The organism is Acidovorax sp. 100, assembly GCF_003688355.1.
Classification (GTDB): Bacteria; Pseudomonadota; Gammaproteobacteria; order Burkholderiales; family Burkholderiaceae_C; genus Acidovorax; species Acidovorax delafieldii.
On sequence record NZ_REFD01000001.1, the window covers coordinates 4,967,473 to 4,983,845 of the forward strand.

The window sequence follows — 16,373 nt, forward strand, 5'->3', positions numbered from 1 at the left end:
CCAGCAAAGATTTTTCCCCCTGTAACGCCCGAAGAGCGTTGCCAAAAGCAGACGAAATTTCAGAGCACTGCAATACCGCTTGGCTACTACGGGAAGCCTTTCAGCGACACCTTGCCAAGTACGAAATCGGATTTCCAGCCCCAGCGGCGGACATTTTTATAATGGGTGGTCTTACCCCATCGGAGCGATATGCCGCCCTCCCCCTCGAAGTCCTCCGACAAGTCGGACTCCTCTCCTGCTCGCACCCGTCCCAGTTGGCTTCGCTGGTTGGTTCGCATCGCTCTATGGATCACTGGACTGGCGGTGGCCGCGGCTGTGGGCTTGGCGCTCACAATCGCTGTAGCTCTGTCGGTGGCCTACCCCAACCTGCCGGACATCTCTGACTTGGCGGACTACCGCCCCAAATTGCCGCTGCGGGTGTACTCCGCTGAAGGGGCCTTGCTGGGCGAGTTTGGAGAAGAGCGTCGCAACCTCACGCCCATCGACGAGATTCCGCAGGTCATGAAAGACGCAGTGCTGGCGATCGAAGACTCTCGCTTCTTCCAGCACGGTGGTGTGGACTACAAAGGCGTGCTGCGTGCGGGCCTCGCCAATCTGGGCCGTGTGAAAAGCCAGGGCGCCTCGACGATCACCATGCAGGTTGCGCGAAATGTTTATCTGTCCTCAGAAAAAACATTTACTCGCAAAATTTACGAAATCTTACTGACTTTCAAATTGGAGCATTTGCTGACCAAGGATCAGATTCTTGAGATTTACATGAATCAGATTTTCCTTGGCAATCGTGCGTATGGATTTGCGGCAGCCTCCGAGGCTTATTTTGGGAAACCGCTGAAATCCGTTTCTATTGCTGAAGCAGCAATGCTTGCGGGCTTGCCCAAGGCACCATCTGCCTACAACCCCATCAGCAATCCCAAACGTGCCCGCGCTCGACAGCAGTACATCATCGAACGCATGGAAGAGAACGGCTTCATCACTGCGCAACAAGCAGAGCAAGCCAAGAAGGAAGAGTTGAAAATCCGTACGGGGCCCGACAACACGCGCATCCACGCGGAATACGTTGCCGAAATGACCCGCCAGCTAATCTTCGCCCAGTACGGCAACGAGGCCTACACACGCGGCCTTAACGTGTACACCACCCTCAATGCGGCGGAGCAAGAGGCCGCCTATGTGGCCCTGCGGCGCGGGATCATGGACTACGAGCGGCGCCAGCAGTATCGGGGACCAGAGAAGTTCGTTGCGCTGCCCACAGCAGCCCAGGAAGTGGAGGACGCCATTGATGACGCCCTTGCCAATCACCCCGACAACGGAGACGTACTCTCCGCTGTGGTGCTGGAAGCATCCACCAAACGCATCCTGGCCGCACGAGCCAATGGGGACTCACTGGAGATCACCGGCGATGGACTCAAACCAGCGCAGTCGGGGCTCAGCGACAAGGCGCCGCCCAATATCAAGATCCGGCGCGGCGCCGTCATCCGAGTGGTCAAGACACCAAAGGGCGCATGGGAGATTACACAGCTGCCCGAAGTGGAAGGGGCTTTCGTAGCCCTTGACCCCCGCAATGGCTCCATCCGGGCATTGGTAGGTGGATTCGACTTTGACAAGAACAAATTCAACCATGCAGCGCAGGCATGGCGCCAGCCTGGTTCGAGCTTCAAGCCGTTCATCTATTCAGCAGCGCTCGAAAAGGGCTTCACGCCTGCCACCGTGATCAACGATGCTCCGCTGTTCTTTGATGCGGGTATCACCGGCGGTCAGCCTTGGGAACCCAAGAACTACGACGGCAAGTACGACGGCCCCATGAGTATGCGCACGGGCTTGGCGAAGTCCAAAAACATGATCTCCATCCGGATCCTGCAAGCCGTAGGACCCAAAACTGCTCAGGAATGGGTGGGACGATTTGGATTCGACCCAGAAAAGCACCCGGCCTACCTGACCATGGCGCTGGGTGCGGGCTCGGTTACGCCCCTGCAAATGGCATCCGCTTATTCCGTGTTTGCCAACGGGGGCTACCGCGTCAATCCTTGGCTGATTGCGAAGGTGACTGACCACAAGGGGCGAGTGATTTCAGAAATTACGCCACCAGCGCTCAACGAGCAGCCCCGGGCCATCGACGCACGCAATGCCTTTGTGATGAGCAGTCTGTTGCAGGAGGTGACCCGCACCGGCACTGCAGCGCGGGCCCAGGCCACTCTCAAGCGCCCCGATCTCTATGGCAAAACTGGCACTACCAACGATTCGGTGGACGCGTGGTTCGCAGGGTTCCAGCCCACCATTGCGGCTGTCACTTGGATTGGATATGACACGCCACGCAATCTGGGCAGCCGGGAAACCGGTGGCGGGCTCAGCCTGCCCGTGTGGATCAGCTTCATGGAGCGTGCGCTGAAGGGCGTGCCAGTGATGGAGCCTACAGTGCCACCCGGTGTCGTGAATGTGGGCGGTGAGTGGTTCTACGAGGAGTACGCACGCAATGCGGGTGTTTCGAGCGTAGGGGTGGACGACCGGTCCGCGTCTCCCGCAGTAGCGCCCCAAGCACCTCCGCCTTCTGAAGAGCGCAGCCGCATCCTGGACTTGTTCCGAAACTGAGCGCCGCATAATCCGCAGCGCCCCTCCTCAACTGGGCGGGCGCGGAGTAAGTTACGGGGCAAACTGCAGCGACATCCCGGACTGTTGCGAGGCATCGCGCGTGAGGCATGCAAAAAATTCTCCGGCGCCCTTGGTGTCCTGCCAATGGCTACCATCAAAACGATAGTGATAGCCGCCAGACCGGGCGGCCATCCACACCTCGTGCAGCGGTTTTTGCAGGTTGATCACGATCTGGCTGCGGTTGGGAAAGGTCAAGGTCACCATGCCCCCCGAGCGCTGGCTGTCCACATCGGCATCCGAGGTGTCATTGATGCGATCACAACTGCGTTCGACGGCAAGCAGCAGTTGTTCGGCGTGGTCCATGAATTCGAGGTCGGTCATTACAATTTGCGCATGTTGAAAGCTCCCCAAATTCTAGTCAGGACGCTTATCCTTGCTGCCAGTGCGGCAGCCCTTGTCGGCTGCGGTCAGCGGGGGCCGTTGTATCTGCCCACCGGCCCTGCGGCAAGCCAGCGTGCCACGCTACCGCAAACACTCACCCCGGGCAACGACGCCAGCAGTGCGCCAAAGCCCGCTGCCACCGCCTCCCAGCCACGCTGACGCACCCAGCCGCCAGCGCAGGATCGCCAGGCAATGCGGTTTCGCTTGATTTCCATCAAGCACAAACTCTAGGGGTACTCGTACAGTCTGCGCTTTATTGCACCGCAGGATGGCCATGGCCCTGGAACTCTACCGCGACAAAAATCATGCTTGCCTGATGTTCACCGACCTCATTGAGGAAGATGGGCAGGCCGTGCAGGCCAATCAGTTCCTGATCGTGGACGACGACACTGGCGCCATCATCGACCCGGGCGGCAACCTCGCGTTCAACGAGTTGTTCATGGGGATGACCAAACATTTCCCGCCGCACAAGCTGTCGTACCTGATCGCTTCGCATGCAGACCCAGACATCATCGCCTCGCTGGACCGCTGGATGACCAGCACCAAGGCCAACCTGGTGATCTCGCGCGTCTGGGAGCGCTTTGCGCCGCACTTCACCAAGGTGGGCAAGACAGAAAACCGGGTGATCGGTGTGCCGGACGGCGGCGGCCACCTGCCCCTGGGACGCCATGAGCTGGTGCTGCTACCCGCGCACTTCATGCACTCCGAAGGCAACTTCCACTTCTACGATCCGGTCAGCCGCATTCTGTTCACGGGCGACCTGGGGGTGTCCATGATGTCGGGGGCCGAGGCACGTGTCCCGGTGACCGACCTCAAGGCGCACATCCCGCGCATGGAGGGCTTCCACCGCCGCTACATGGTGTCCAACAAGATCCTGCGCCTGTGGGCACGCATGGCCCGGCAGCTCGACATTGCCATGCTGGTGCCGCAGCACGGCGCCCCCATCATGGGCAAGGAAGCCATCAACGACTTCTTTGAATGGATCGAGAACCTGATGTGTGGCATTGACCTGTTCGATGACCGCGCCTACCAGATTCCCACCGGGTACATCGACCCAGTGACCCGGCAAATGCGCCCAGCGCTGCGGGCAGTCAACGGGTAAAAATCAGCCAAATCGGCTGCTAGCGTATTGAAAATATGCGCTGACAGCTATCAATTTGATAGTAATCAACCTCAAGACGGTCCTGCGGCTGTCCGTCTTGCCGCAGCACCTGCCGGTGCGACCGACCTCTTGCGCAGTCGTTGCCAGAACCGCCAGCCCAGCAGCGCGCCGAGGATGCCGGCGTAGACCGCCACTTCGCCAAAGTTGTTCTTGCCAGCACGCATCCAGAAAAAGTGCAGCACCGCCAACCCTGCCACCGCATACACGGTGCGGTGCAGCGCCTGCCAGCGTTTGCCACCCAGTGCCTTGATCGCACGATTGAATGAGGTGGCGGCCAGCAGGGCCAGCAGCACCAGGGCCAATGTACCCACCAGAATGAATGGCCGCTTGGCGATGTCGTGCAGGATGTCCGGGATGTCAAAACCCATGTCGAACCAGCTGTAGCTCAGCAGGTGCAGCACGCCATAGAAAAACACGAACAGCCCCAGCATGCGCCGAAACCGAGCCAGCTGAGGAGTGGAGGTGATGACGCGCAGTGGAGTGATGGCCAGCACCAGGCAGAGCGCCCGCAGTGTCCAGTCACCGGTTGCCCGGATCAATGCCTCCGCAGGGTTGGCTCCCAGCTGGTTTGCCACCGTCGCATAGACCAGCCATGCCAGCGGCAACAGGCACAACACAAACACCACCGGCTTGGCGACGGGGTGGAGCAGTAGTTTTCGCATCGCGATCAAGAGAAGACCACAGCCTCATACACCGCCAACGATGGCGGCGAGACCAGGGCCATCAGTAGAACTTCTTGAGGTCCATGCCGGCGTAAAGCTGGCCAACCTGGGCTTCGTAGCCGTTGAATATCAGCGTCTTGCGCTTCTTGGCAAACAAGCCGTCTTCGCCAATGCGTCGCTCGGTCGCCTGGCTCCAGCGGGGGTGGTCCACATTGGGGTTCACGTTGGAATAGAACCCGTACTCCTGCTGGGCCGCCTTGTTCCAAGCGGTGCCGGGTTCCTTTTCGACAAAGCGGATCTTCACAATGCTCTTGGCGCTCTTGAAGCCGTACTTCCATGGCACCACCAGACGCACCGGTGCACCGTTCTGGTTGGGCAGCACCTCGCCGTACATGCCAAAGGCCAGCAAGGTCAGCGGGTGCATGGCTTCGTCCATGCGCAGGCCTTCCACATAAGGCCAGTCCAGCACGCGCGAGCCGACGAATGGCATGGTGGCCTTGTCGGCCAGGGTCACGAACTCGACGTACTTGGCGCTGCCCTGGGGCTCCACCCGCTTGATCAACTCGGCCAGCGAGTACCCCACCCACGGGATGACCATGGACCAGCCTTCCACGCACCGCAAGCGGTAGATGCGTTCTTCCTGCGCGCTGAGCTTGATCAGGTCTTCAATGCCGTATTTGCCGGGCTTCTTGACCAGGCCCTCGACCTCCACCGTCCACGGACTGGTCTTGAGGGTGTGCGCATTGCGGGCGGGGTCGGCCTTGTCGGTGCCAAATTCGTAGAAGTTGTTGTAGGTGCTCGCGTCCTTGTAGTCCGTGAGCTTCTCCATGGAAACCGCACCGGCCACCGCCGACTTGGCGCCCGCCAGAGGCGCCAGCTTGCCGGGACGCGTGACTGCCACCTGCTGCGCCAGGGCCTCACGGCCCGCCCAGGCCGCCATTGCCGCACCAGCGGCACCGCCTGCCATCAGCTTGAGCATCTGGCGGCGGTCTTCATAGGCCGAGCGGGGGGTGATTTCGGAGGAATGTGGGTGGTGGAAACCCGAATCGCGCGAGGGGATCAGCATGGTGGCTCCGGTCATGTGGGGTGAGACAGCTGCAGCGGTAGAGCAGAACAACTGTTAGTTCGTTCCCTGGACCGCTCAGGTTACACCGAAGACGCAATAGTTGTTGCGCGCCACCGAATGCCCGACATGCCTGCCGCGCCTGCCAACAATCTCGCGGGGAGTCGTCAGCAGGCCTTGAATCATCACAGCGTGCCGTAGCTGTGCAGGCCGCTCAGGAACATATTGACGCCCAGGAACGCGAATGTTGTCACCGCCAGGCCAACCAGCGCCCACCAGGCGGACACGGTACCGCGCAAGCCCTTCATGAGCCGCATGTGCAGCCACGCCGCGTAGTTGAGCCAGACGATCAGCGCCCAGGTCTCCTTCGGATCCCAGCTCCAGTAGCCGCCCCAAGCCTCGGCGGCCCATAGCGCGCCGAGCACCGTGGCGATGGTGAAGAACGCAAAGCCCACCGCAATGGACTTGTACATCACGTCATCCAGAATCTCGAACGAGGGCAGACGCGCCGCGATGCGCTTGCGCCCCAGCAGGATGCCCGCAACGATCAGCGCAGAAATGCCGAAGTACACCATCCAGTAGCTGCCGCCATTCTCCGTCGCCCCCTGGCGGAACACGATGGGCTCGAAACACAGCACCACGCCCAGCAGCCACAGCGGCGCCAGCTTGTACCAACGGGTTTCGGTGGCCTGCTGCTTGATAAGGTAGGCAAACGCCACCATGGCCGACAGCGCAAACGTGCCGTAACCGATGAAGTTGGCGGGCACATGCAGCTTCATCCACCAGCTCTTGAGCGCAGGGACCAGCGGCTGGATCTCATGCGCTTCGCGCACCACGGTGTACCAGAGCAGGAAGCCCACCGCCGCGCTCACAACCAGCATCACGAAGCCGCCCAGGGCGCGCGTGTCGTACTGCTCTTCGTAGTACAGGTAGAACGCTGCTGTCATCCAGCAGAACAGCACGAACACTTCGTAGAGGTTGCTCACCGGGATGTGGCCGATGTCCGGGCCGATCAGGTAACTTTCGTACCAGCGCACCAGGGTGCCAATGAGCGCCATGGCCACCGCCACCCACGCAATGCGCGAGCCCAGCATGCTCATGGTCTTGCCTTCGCCACGTGCAAACATCCCCACCCAGTAAAACGCCGTGCTGATGAAAAACAGCATGCTCATCCACAGGATGGCCGACTGGCTGGACAGGAAATACTTGAGGCCGAACACCGTGTCGGCCCGCGCCAGGCTGCCTGCCCCATCTTGCTGGTACAGGCCAATGGCCATGAGCGCCACGGCCGCCACCACCAGCATCAGAACGCGCAGCGGGCGCCAGAACCAGCCCAGCCAGATGGTGCTCGGAATGGCGCCCAGCAAAATGCCTTTTTCGTAGACATCCATGAAGGCCCCGTAGCGCTGCAGCGCATACAACGCCCCCACGGCCACGATGGCGGCAAACAGCCAGTCAAACCAGTTGCGGCGAGCGAAGAACCCCTCGTTCAGGGTGATCGTGGTGACGGTCGAGGAAGAAGTCGCGGTATTCATGCGGTGCCTTCGCGGGGCGATGCCCCGATCAGTTTCTGTGCGAGCTGGACAAACTCCTGGTCGCCATCCATGGTCTTGCGGTTGGTGGACAGGGCCATGGTGGCGTGGGTGCGGCCATCCTGCGGCGCCACCCAGACCCACACGCGCCGCTCGCGCACGTAGAGCATGGCAAAAACGCCCAGGATCAGCAAGGCGCAGCCCAGATAGACAACATTCTTGCCAGGGGCTCGCGCCACCTGGAACACGCTGGCCTGGACCTGGGTGAAGTCCGTGAGTTCAAACGCCAGGGGTGCAGGGTAGATCTGCGCATCGCTGAGCGAGAGCACGGCCTGTGTCATGAAACCCCGGGTCTGCTCGTCCTGCGGCAATGGCGGAAGCCCCTCGCGCTGGCGCGACAGCTGGGCCAGCTCGAACAAAGTGCCATTCAGAATGCGCACCAGGACCTCGCCTGCGCGCGCGCGTTCGGCCTCGGGCACATTGGCTTCCATGAAGTCCGACACGGCCTGCAGCCCGCCCGTGGGCTTGCCATCGACCATGCCCCGCCCCGCAAACAGCGCCAGCGCACGCACGGCCGACTGCTGCAATTGCTCGGCCAGCTCCGGGCGCGAGGCATCCATGGCCTGGGACACATAGCGGCGCACCGCCTGCTCCCGGGCCTGGGGGTCCGCCAGCGCAGCCTTCATGCGCATGAAACCATCCATACTGCCCTTGTCATCGGCCGGCACCCTCAGGTAGCGGAAGGGCTCTGCCGGAGACTCGCGCACACCGAGCAGGAACACCGGCACGCCGTCGCCGGTGTCCACCGGCAGCATGTAGTTATGGAACTCGCGGGCCTGGCCAGCCGCATCACGCAGCTTGTAGCTCACGCTGGGGCCCACATTGCGCAGTTCTTTTTTGGTAACGGTCTTGTTGGCTGCCCCCAGGCGCGACTCCACCGATTCGCGCAGGTCCACCTTGCGCACGTCTGCACCGCTGGCGCCAGGGCCAGCCCCACCAAAATTCTCGACGTTGATGGTACGCAGCGCCGTGAACTCCAGCGTCAGCGTGTCGCTACCGGAGCCGCCGCCCTTGTTGGTGAGCTGGGTGGAGTTGCCCACCACACCCTCGACGTCGAATGCCTTGGCGCCCGCCACCATGGGCACGGCACGCAGCTTGATGTGCGAGCCGCCGTCGTCAAAACTCGACTGGTAAATCTCGATGCCCTTGTAGCTGGCCGGGTGGTTCACCTCGACGCGCGCGGGTGTCTTCTCGCCCGTGGCCTTGTCGTGGATGATGATCTCGCTAGCGAACAGCTTGGGCATGCCGGTGGAGTAGTGCTCCACGATGAACTTCTTGAGCTCGATCGCAAACGGCAGGTCCTGCAGCAACACCCCGTCGGACTGGCTCAGGATGGCGGTGCTCGACTGTGTGCCCTCGGCCACGAGCAGGTTGCCCCGGAAGGTGGGGTTGCGCTCGGACAGTCGGTGCTCGGGCTTCACATCGGCGATCAGCCCGCCCCCGGTGTAGACCGACTTGCCGCCCAGCAGCATCTGCGCGCGCACGATGAGGTCGCCATCCAGCAGGCCGCCCACACACACCAGCACGATGGCGCTGTGCGCTGCGATGTAGCCAATCTTGTTGGCGGCGCCAGCCTTGGCCGCCACCATCCAGCCGGTACCTGGACCAGCGGCTGTGTCGCGCTGCTGCAGACGCACCTTCCACCCGCCACCTGCCAGAAGTGTGCCAATGCGGCGTGCCTCGGCCTCGGCCGATTCGGGCAGATCGGCCTGTGCCTTGTGGTGGAACGCCTTGAGGCTCTGCTCGCGGATGTTTTCCTTGTAGGCCTTGAGGTCCACCAGGATCTTGGGCGTGTTGCGGGCAATGCACAGCGAGGTGCTGATCACCAGGAACGCCAGGATCAGCAGAAACCACCAGGCGCTGTACACCGCGTTGAGCTGGATGGCGCCGAACAACTCGGCCCAGAACGGACCGAACTGGTTGACGTAGTTGGCCGCCGGTTCGTGCTGCTTGAGCACCGTGCCAATGACCGAGGCGATGCAGATCACCGTCAGCAGCGAGATGGCAAAGCGCATGGAAGACAGCAGCTCGACCCCGGCGCGCAGGGCCTGGGAGCCGGACTTCATGCGAAGGCCCTGGGTGTTGTCGGACATGGGTGGGAGCGGTGTCTGCGAAGCGCGAAAGAAAAAGGGCGGGACCATCGCTGCGATGGACCCGCCCTTTTTGGGGTTGTTATTGGCGGTAGGTTCCGTGCCGCCCGGCCAATCAGGCCGGGTCATGACAAATATCAAGCAATCAATCAGCGCAGGCCGGCAATGTAGTCCGCCACGGCCTTGATTTCCTTGTCATTGAGCTTGGCGGCCACCTGGGTCATCTGGATGCTGTTGGCGCGCGAGCCGTCGCGGAACATGTTCAGCTGCGACACCGTGTAGTCGGCGTGCTGGCCCGACAGGCGGGGGTATTGCGCAGGGATGCCAGCGCCATTGGGGCTGTGGCAGCCAGCGCAAGCGGCGATCTGGCGGTCGGCAATGCCGCCACGGTAGATGCGTTCACCCATGGCCACCAAGTCCTTGTCCTTGGCAAAGCCGGCCTTGGCGGGCTTGGACGTGAGCCAGTACGCGATGTTGCGCATGTCGTCATCTGACAGGGCCGTGGCAAAGCCCTTCATGATGGCGTTGTTGCGCTTGCCGGACTTGAATTCCTGCAGTTGCTTGACCAGGTATTCGGGGTGTTGCTGCGACAGCTTGGGGTTGGCCGCGATGGCCGAGTTGCCGTCTGCGCCGTGGCAGGCCGCACACACCGCAGTGAAGCTGGCCTCGCCCTTGACGAGATCCGGCTTGGCCGCTTTGGGTGCATCACCCGCTGCAAAGGCCGAAAAAACAGGTGCTGCCAGTGCGGCAGCCGTCAGCAATGAGGCGAGCAACTTCATATCGAGGGTGTGTGTTTATGTGCGCAAAACCTCGCGATTCTACAATGATGGTTCTTTCTCTCCCAACTCCCCATGACGACACCCCCCTCTGCGCCAGTTGCTGGCTCTCTCCCGCCCGCACCTGACGCCAAAATCGCCATGGGCTGGATGCACACCGCCAGGTTCCTCACCACGGCGGCGCAACTGCACCACCTGCCGCCCATCGACGTACCCGAAATCGCTTTCGTGGGCCGTTCCAACGCGGGCAAATCCACCTGCATCAACACCCTCACGCAGCAAAAGCAGCTGGCGTTTGCGTCCAAAAAGCCAGGGCGCACCCAGCACATCAACCTGTTCTCGCTGGGCAAACAGGGGGTGATGGACGCCGTACTGGCCGACTTGCCCGGCTATGGCTACGCCGCCGTGTCGCGCTCGGACAAGGTGCGCTGGCAGCAAGTGATGGTGAATTACCTGGTCAGCCGCCCCGGCCTCACGGGCATCGTGCTGCTGTGCGACCCCCGCCTGGGCCTGACCGAGCTGGACGAGGCACTGCTCGAAGTGGTGCGCCCACGGGTCGAGGAAGGCCTCAAGTTCCTCATCGTGCTGACCAAGGCCGACAAGCTCACGCGCGCCGAACAGGCCAAGGTGCTGTCGATTACGCGACTGCACGCCGGCGGTGGCGAGGTGAAGATGTTCTCGGCCCTCAAAAAGCAAGGGGTGGATGAAGTGGCCCAGTTGCTGTGGCAGTGGGCGCACCCGGTGAAGCCCCTCGCCGAAGAGCCCCCTGCGGATGCGGACAGCAGCAGCCCCGCACAGCCTTCGCCCACCAGCGAATCCGAGCCCAACTAGCCGCAAGCGCAATTGCATCATGCGCTGGCAGCTACAGAATGCATAGCGCCATGATCCAAGATTGCCCTGTTGACCTCCCCCACGGAATCACCCTGCACTGCCGCGTGAGCGGCATCCCCGGGCGCCCGGTGCTGTTGTTTCTGCACGGGTTCCCTGAGGGGGCCTTCATCTGGGACGAACTCCTGCTGCACTTTGCCCGCCCCGAAAATGGCGGCTACCGCTGCGTGGCGCCCTACCTGCGGGGGTTTGGCCCGTCCAGCAGCCCGCAGGCGGTGGACGCGTACCGCGCCAAACACCTGGTGCAGGACCTGGTGGCACTGATCGCCCACGAATGCCCCGGCAGCGCGCTGGAATGCCTGATTGCGCATGACTGGGGCGGCGCCGTGGCGTGGAACCTGGCCAACCAGCAGCCCCAGCTGATGAAGCGCCTGGCCATCATCAACTCCCCCCACCCTGGCGCGTTTGTGCGCGAGCTGTCGCACAACGCCGCCCAGCAGGCGGGCAGCCAGTACATGCATTTCTTGTGCAGACCCGATGCCGAGGCCCTGCTGGCCGAAGACGACTTCCGCCGCCTGTTCGCCTTTTTCAACGCCCCGGACGGCAGCGCCCCCGCATGGCTGACCGATGAGGTGCGTGCCCAGTACCGGGCTTTGTGGCAGCAAGGCCTGCAGGGTGCCTGCAACTATTACCGCGCCAGCCCCATCCGCCCGCCGCGCGAGGGCGACCCCGGCGCCCAGGCCATCACCCTGCCCGAGTCGATGTTGACGGTGGACGTGCCCACGCTGGTGCTCTGGGGCATGGACGACCCGGCCCTGCTGCCTGGCCTGCTCGACGGCCTGCCCGGCTGGATTCCCCGGCTGCAGGTGCAGCCGGTGGAGCATGCATCGCACTGGGTTGTGCACGAGCACACCGAGCGCGTGGCCTTGGAGCTGCAGCGTTTTTTGCTATCCAAACAATAGCTATCAGCGCATGATGCACTAGCGCATCAGGCTGTTTTTGCTGATATTTCAGCGGGAATACACGGAGGGCTCGCCATCCGGGCGGGTCTTGAAGCGCTTGTGCACCCAGTAGTACTGCTCGGGCATGGTGTCGATCACGGCCTGCAGTTCACGGTTCATCCGGGCCGTATCGGCCTCGGCATCGTCGGTGGGGTAGTTGGCCCAGGCGGGTGAGACCTCGGCCACGTACCCGGTGGGCGTCATGCGCGAATACACGCCCACCACCTTGGCGCGGCCCAGCCGCGCAAACCGCGACAGCGACGGAATGGTGGCTGCCGTCACGCCATAGAACGGCACAAACACCGAATCATTGCGGCCGTAGTCCATGTCGGGCAGCAGGTACAGCAAGCCCCCTTTGCGCAAGCTGGCGATGATGGGTTTGACACCGTCCGAACGGTTGAGCATGCGCACGTCACCAAAACGCTGGCGCCCGGCCATGAACCAGGCATCCACCGCTGGATCGGGGTGGGTGGCAAAGATGGAGGTGAACGCACGGCCACTGCGCAGCGGCAAGGCCAGCCCCCCCGCGTCCATGCCGTAGAAATGCGGCGCAAACAAAATGGTGGGCGTGTCGCCCTCCAGCTCGTGCACCGCGCCCGTCAGGCGCACACGCTGCTCCACCACCGAACGCGGCGCGGCCCACAGCCAGCTGCGGTCCAGCCAGGTCTGGCAAAACGCGACAAAACTGGCCCGGGCCACGGCGCGGCGGCGCGCTTCGGTCCAGTCCGGGAAACACAGCGCCAGATTGCGCAGTGCCACCTTGCGGCGGGGCGCCACCAGCACAAACGCCACTTGGCCCAGCAGCCAGCCCATGCCGCGCAACACCGGCAGCGGCAGCAGCGCCAGCACCCGCATGAACCCCACGCCCAAACGCCCTGTGAGGCCCTTCATGCTGCGCCCCCTGCGGCATGCTCCGCCGCAGCAGCCTCGCCACGCGGCTGCTTGTAGCGGCCATAGCCCCACAGGTATTGCTCGGGGCATTGGCGGATGAGATGTTCCATGGCCTGGTTGATCTGCAGCACGGCCTGGTCCATGTCGGCGGACAGCGGCGCGGAAAGTGGCTCGAAATGCGTGACATAGCCACGCCCCCAGGGCAGGCGCTCGCAACGCGCCAGCACCACGGTCGCGCCGGTCTGTTGCGCCAGGCGCACGGCCAGGGTCATGGTGTAAGCGTCGCGCCCAAAAAAAGGCGCCCACTGGCCCTGCCCCTCGGGCGGCACCTGGTCAGGCAGCAGGCCTACGGCCTCCCCCCGGCGCAGGGCCTTGATCATCTGGCGCACACCCGCCAGCGTGGTGGGCACGGCCAGCATGCCGGGGCGGTTGCGTGCGGTCTCCATCACCTTGGCCAGCCAGGCCTGGCGTGCCGGGCGGTACAACACGGTGATGGGGCCACGCTCCGCGCTCCAGCGGCGTGCAGCGGCCTGTGCCGACAGTTCAAAACACCCCTGGTGCGGGGTCAGAAACACGATGCCGCGACCGGCTGCATAGGCCTGCTCCACACAGGCTTCGCCCGTGAGTGCGCAGGGCATGGTCGCGCCCATCCACAGGCGCGGCAGTTCGGCCACCATGCGGCCCGCATGGGCCACGGCGGCCCGCACCGCGCCGAACGAATAGCCCGCCAGCGCCGAGTTGGCAAGAAACCGGCGCCGGTATGTGGGAGACGCCACAAACGCCACCCAGCCCATGGCCGCGCCCATGACGTGCAGCAACCACAGTGGAAATACGGAAAAGAATCGGAAGACGACTGGCATTAAAATAACGGGGTCGCTGAGTTAAATGAGCAACTTGCAGGGCGACGTTAAAAAAATCTGCTAAAGCGTTCGCCAGATCTCCTTCGGGGTGAGGGCAACGCCCCAAATGCCGGAACACAGGAGTTTATTCAAATGGCGAACGACTTTCTCTTTACCTCGGAATCCGTCTCCGAAGGCCACCCCGACAAGGTGGCCGACCAGATCTCGGACGCGATTCTCGACGCGATCTTCAAACAAGACCCCCGCAGCCGTGTCGCCGCTGAAACGCTGACCAACACCGGCCTCGTGGTGCTGGCGGGCGAGATCACCACCAACGCCCACGTGGACTACATCCAGGTGGCGCGCGACACCATCAAGCGCATCGGCTACGACAACACCGACTACGGCATCGACTACAAGGGCTGCGCCGTGCTGGTGGCCTACGACAAGCAGAGCAACGACATTGCCCAGGGCGTGGACCACGCGAGCGACGACCACCTGAACACCGGCGCCGGTGACCAAGGCCTGATGTTCGGCTACGCCTGCGATGAAACGCCCGAGCTGATGCCCGCGCCCATTTATTACGCGCACCGCCTCGTCGAGCGCCAGGCCCAGCTGCGCAAGGACGGCCGCCTGCCCTTCCTGCGCCCCGACGCCAAGTCGCAAGTGACGATGCGCTATGTGGATGGCAAGCCCCACAGCATCGACACCGTGGTGCTCTCCACCCAGCACCACCCCGACCAGAGCGAAACGCAAACCAAGATGAAGGCCTCGTTCACCGAAGCCATCATCGAAGAGATCATCAAGCCCGTGCTGCCCAAGGAATGGATCCAGGACACGCGCTACCTGATCAACCCCACCGGCCGTTTTGTCATCGGCGGCCCGCAAGGCGACTGCGGCCTCACGGGCCGCAAGATCATTGTGGACACCTACGGCGGCGCCTGCCCCCACGGTGGCGGCGCGTTCAGCGGCAAGGACCCAACAAAGGTGGACCGCTCGGCCGCCTACGCCGCCCGCTACGTGGCCAAGAACATCGTGGCCGCAGGCTTGGCGCGCCAGTGCCAGATCCAGGTGGCCTACGCGATTGGTGTGGCCGAGCCGATGAACATCACGGTCTACACCGAAGGCACAGGCGTGATCCCCGACGACCAGATCGCCAAGCTGGTGCGCGCACACTTCGACCTGCGGCCCAAGGGCATCATCCAGATGCTGGACCTGCTGCGCCCAATCTACGAAAAGACCGCCGCTTACGGCCACTTCGGCCGCGAAGAACCCGAGTTCAGCTGGGAACGTACGGACAAGGCTGCCGCACTGCGTGCGGCAGCAGGGCTGTAAGCCCTCCGCGCATCGCGCGGCTTTCCGTACGTGGACGAAGCTCATATCGCGCAGCGATGTGAGCGCAGGCCAAAAGACCGATAAAGCTGCGGCCCTGCGGGCAGCAGCCGGGCTGTAAGCCTGCCGCGCTGACAGCGCGGTATCGGTCTTCGGGCGGAGTTCATATGGCGCAAGCGATGTGAACGCAGACCCAAACACCGCCAGAGCCGCCCCGCCTCCCAAGCCGCAACGCCCCGCGTTGCGGCTTTTCTTTTGGCGCTTCACCGCAGCCCGCCAGCGGCACTCTCCTACACCCGCCGCCCGCGTGCGCTGACGGCGCACACCACTGCTCACCGGTATCGTTCCTGCACACCTTCCGCAGCCCCGCGCTGCCTCAACATCCACTGCAAGGAGCGACCACCATGCTGAAGTACGCCATCATTTTTGCCCTGATTTCCCTCGTGGCCGGGGCCCTGGGTTTCAGCGGGGTTGCCGCAGGCGCGGCGGGCATTGCCAAGGTCCTGTTTGTGCTGTTCCTGGTAATTGCCGTGGTGTTTGTGGTGCTCGCCGCCATCGGCGTGGGCGCTGCCCGCAAGGTGCTCAAGTAAGGCCACGCGCCGCCCTCCACACCACTGCACAGCCCACCATGACTGATACCACCAACATCTTCGAAGCCCTGCGCGAAAGCCACGAGCGCCAGCGCGCGCTGTACAGCGCACTCACCAACACCAGCGGCGACACGCCCGAGCGGCGCGATCTGTTCGATCGGCTCAAGAAGGAGCTCGCCGCCCACGCCCAGGCGGAGGACCGCCACTTCTACATCCCGCTGATGGCGCACGACGCAGGCATTGATCTGTCGCGCCACGCCATTTCCGAGCACCACCAGATCGATGAGCTGGTGGAGTCGCTCGAAGACACCGAGCCCTCCAGCCCTGCATGGCTACCCCTGGCCAAGAAGCTGGCCGAGAAGGTAGAGCACCACCTGAAAGAAGAAGAACACCGCTTCTTCCAGATGGCGGGCAAACTGCTGACGGAAAAGCAGAAAACCGCGCTGGCTGCTGACTACCGGGCGGACTACGAAGAGGCCCTGGCCGCGACGGCCTGACGCCTAACTAACGTCCAGCGCCCGCA

At 63.1% G+C, this 16,373-nt stretch carries 16 protein-coding genes; 8 read left to right on the plus strand and 8 right to left on the minus strand.

Annotation, left to right across the window (positions count from 1 at the left end; genetic code table 11):
* Positions 1 to 189 precede the first annotated feature (189 nt).
* Entirely contained in the window at positions 190 to 2,583 is a 2,394-nt protein-coding gene (locus C8C96_RS22785; RefSeq protein ID WP_121943729.1) for a penicillin-binding protein 1A, read from the plus strand.
* A gap of 51 nt (positions 2,584 to 2,634) precedes the next feature.
* Here C8C96_RS22785 and cyaY read toward each other — a convergent pair whose 3' ends face one another.
* Positions 2,635 to 2,964 carry an iron donor protein CyaY gene (gene cyaY / locus C8C96_RS22790; protein ID WP_056060182.1) on the minus strand — a complete coding sequence of 110 codons (330 nt, stop codon included), beginning with the start codon at positions 2,962 to 2,964 and terminating at the stop codon, positions 2,635 to 2,637.
* Positions 2,965 to 2,976: 12 nt separating this feature from the next.
* Between cyaY and C8C96_RS22795 the strand changes: the two genes are divergently transcribed.
* On the plus strand, positions 2,977 to 3,183 hold the full coding sequence (locus tag C8C96_RS22795; protein WP_121943730.1) for a lipoprotein: 207 nt from the start codon (positions 2,977 to 2,979) through the stop codon (positions 3,181 to 3,183).
* Positions 3,184 to 3,298: 115 nt separating this feature from the next.
* Entirely contained in the window at positions 3,299 to 4,126 is an 828-nt protein-coding gene (locus tag C8C96_RS22800) for an MBL fold metallo-hydrolase (RefSeq protein ID WP_056062016.1), read from the plus strand.
* A gap of 71 nt (positions 4,127 to 4,197) precedes the next feature.
* Here C8C96_RS22800 and C8C96_RS22805 read toward each other — a convergent pair whose 3' ends face one another.
* The 5 genes from C8C96_RS22805 to C8C96_RS22825 all read right to left on the minus strand — a co-directional run bounded on the left by C8C96_RS22805 (position 4,198) and on the right by C8C96_RS22825 (position 10,372).
* The gene (locus C8C96_RS22805; RefSeq protein ID WP_121943731.1) at positions 4,198 to 4,848 is read right to left on the minus strand and encodes a sulfite oxidase heme-binding subunit YedZ; all 651 of its coding nucleotides are present in this window, start codon (positions 4,846 to 4,848) and stop codon (positions 4,198 to 4,200) included.
* A 61-nt stretch (positions 4,849 to 4,909) separates the two neighbouring features.
* Complete coding sequence (gene msrP / locus C8C96_RS22810) at positions 4,910 to 5,914, minus strand: protein-methionine-sulfoxide reductase catalytic subunit MsrP (RefSeq protein WP_121944149.1); 1,005 nt, start codon at positions 5,912 to 5,914, stop codon at positions 4,910 to 4,912.
* A 182-nt stretch (positions 5,915 to 6,096) separates the two neighbouring features.
* Complete coding sequence (gene ccsB / locus C8C96_RS22815; RefSeq protein ID WP_116749008.1) at positions 6,097 to 7,446, minus strand: c-type cytochrome biogenesis protein CcsB; 1,350 nt, start codon at positions 7,444 to 7,446, stop codon at positions 6,097 to 6,099.
* Entirely contained in the window at positions 7,443 to 9,596 is a 2,154-nt protein-coding gene (locus tag C8C96_RS22820) for a cytochrome c biogenesis protein ResB (RefSeq protein ID WP_121944150.1), read from the minus strand. The genes ccsB and C8C96_RS22820 overlap by 4 nt, the downstream gene beginning before the upstream one ends.
* 146 nt (positions 9,597 to 9,742) lie before the next feature.
* A complete protein-coding gene (locus C8C96_RS22825; protein WP_015012649.1) occupies positions 9,743 to 10,372 on the minus strand; it encodes a cytochrome c in 630 nt (209 codons plus the stop codon).
* A gap of 72 nt (positions 10,373 to 10,444) precedes the next feature.
* Here C8C96_RS22825 and yihA point away from each other — a divergent pair, with 72 nt between their 5' ends.
* Together yihA and C8C96_RS22835 are read left to right on the plus strand one after the other, a co-directional pair.
* Positions 10,445 to 11,200 (plus strand): ribosome biogenesis GTP-binding protein YihA/YsxC, encoded by a 756-nt coding sequence (yihA, locus tag C8C96_RS22830; protein WP_060987679.1) that lies wholly within the window; start codon positions 10,445 to 10,447, stop codon positions 11,198 to 11,200.
* Between the two features lie 50 nt (positions 11,201 to 11,250).
* Positions 11,251 to 12,159: an alpha/beta fold hydrolase gene (locus C8C96_RS22835; RefSeq protein ID WP_015012647.1), complete on the plus strand. Its 909-nt coding sequence runs from the start codon at positions 11,251 to 11,253 to the stop codon at positions 12,157 to 12,159.
* Between the two features lie 48 nt (positions 12,160 to 12,207).
* On the opposite strand, the gene C8C96_RS22840 is transcribed toward C8C96_RS22835, so the two are convergent.
* Both C8C96_RS22840 and C8C96_RS22845 read right to left on the minus strand, forming a co-directional pair.
* Positions 12,208 to 13,089, minus strand: a complete 882-nt coding sequence (locus C8C96_RS22840; protein ID WP_121943732.1) for a lysophospholipid acyltransferase family protein — start codon at positions 13,087 to 13,089, stop codon at positions 12,208 to 12,210.
* Positions 13,086 to 13,949, minus strand: a complete 864-nt coding sequence (locus C8C96_RS22845) for a lysophospholipid acyltransferase family protein (RefSeq protein WP_121943733.1) — start codon at positions 13,947 to 13,949, stop codon at positions 13,086 to 13,088. The genes C8C96_RS22840 and C8C96_RS22845 overlap by 4 nt, the downstream gene beginning before the upstream one ends.
* Before the next feature lie 132 nt (positions 13,950 to 14,081).
* On the opposite strand from C8C96_RS22845, the gene metK reads away from it, so the two are divergent.
* The 3 genes from metK to C8C96_RS22860 all read left to right on the plus strand — a co-directional run bounded on the left by metK (position 14,082) and on the right by C8C96_RS22860 (position 16,347).
* Complete coding sequence (metK, locus tag C8C96_RS22850) at positions 14,082 to 15,263, plus strand: methionine adenosyltransferase (RefSeq protein ID WP_121943734.1); 1,182 nt, start codon at positions 14,082 to 14,084, stop codon at positions 15,261 to 15,263.
* A 401-nt stretch (positions 15,264 to 15,664) separates the two neighbouring features.
* Positions 15,665 to 15,850, plus strand: a complete 186-nt coding sequence (locus C8C96_RS22855; protein WP_010462162.1) for a DUF1328 domain-containing protein — start codon at positions 15,665 to 15,667, stop codon at positions 15,848 to 15,850.
* Between the two features lie 38 nt (positions 15,851 to 15,888).
* Positions 15,889 to 16,347, plus strand: a complete 459-nt coding sequence (locus tag C8C96_RS22860) for a hemerythrin domain-containing protein (protein ID WP_110959763.1) — start codon at positions 15,889 to 15,891, stop codon at positions 16,345 to 16,347.
* Positions 16,348 to 16,373 lie beyond the last annotated feature (26 nt).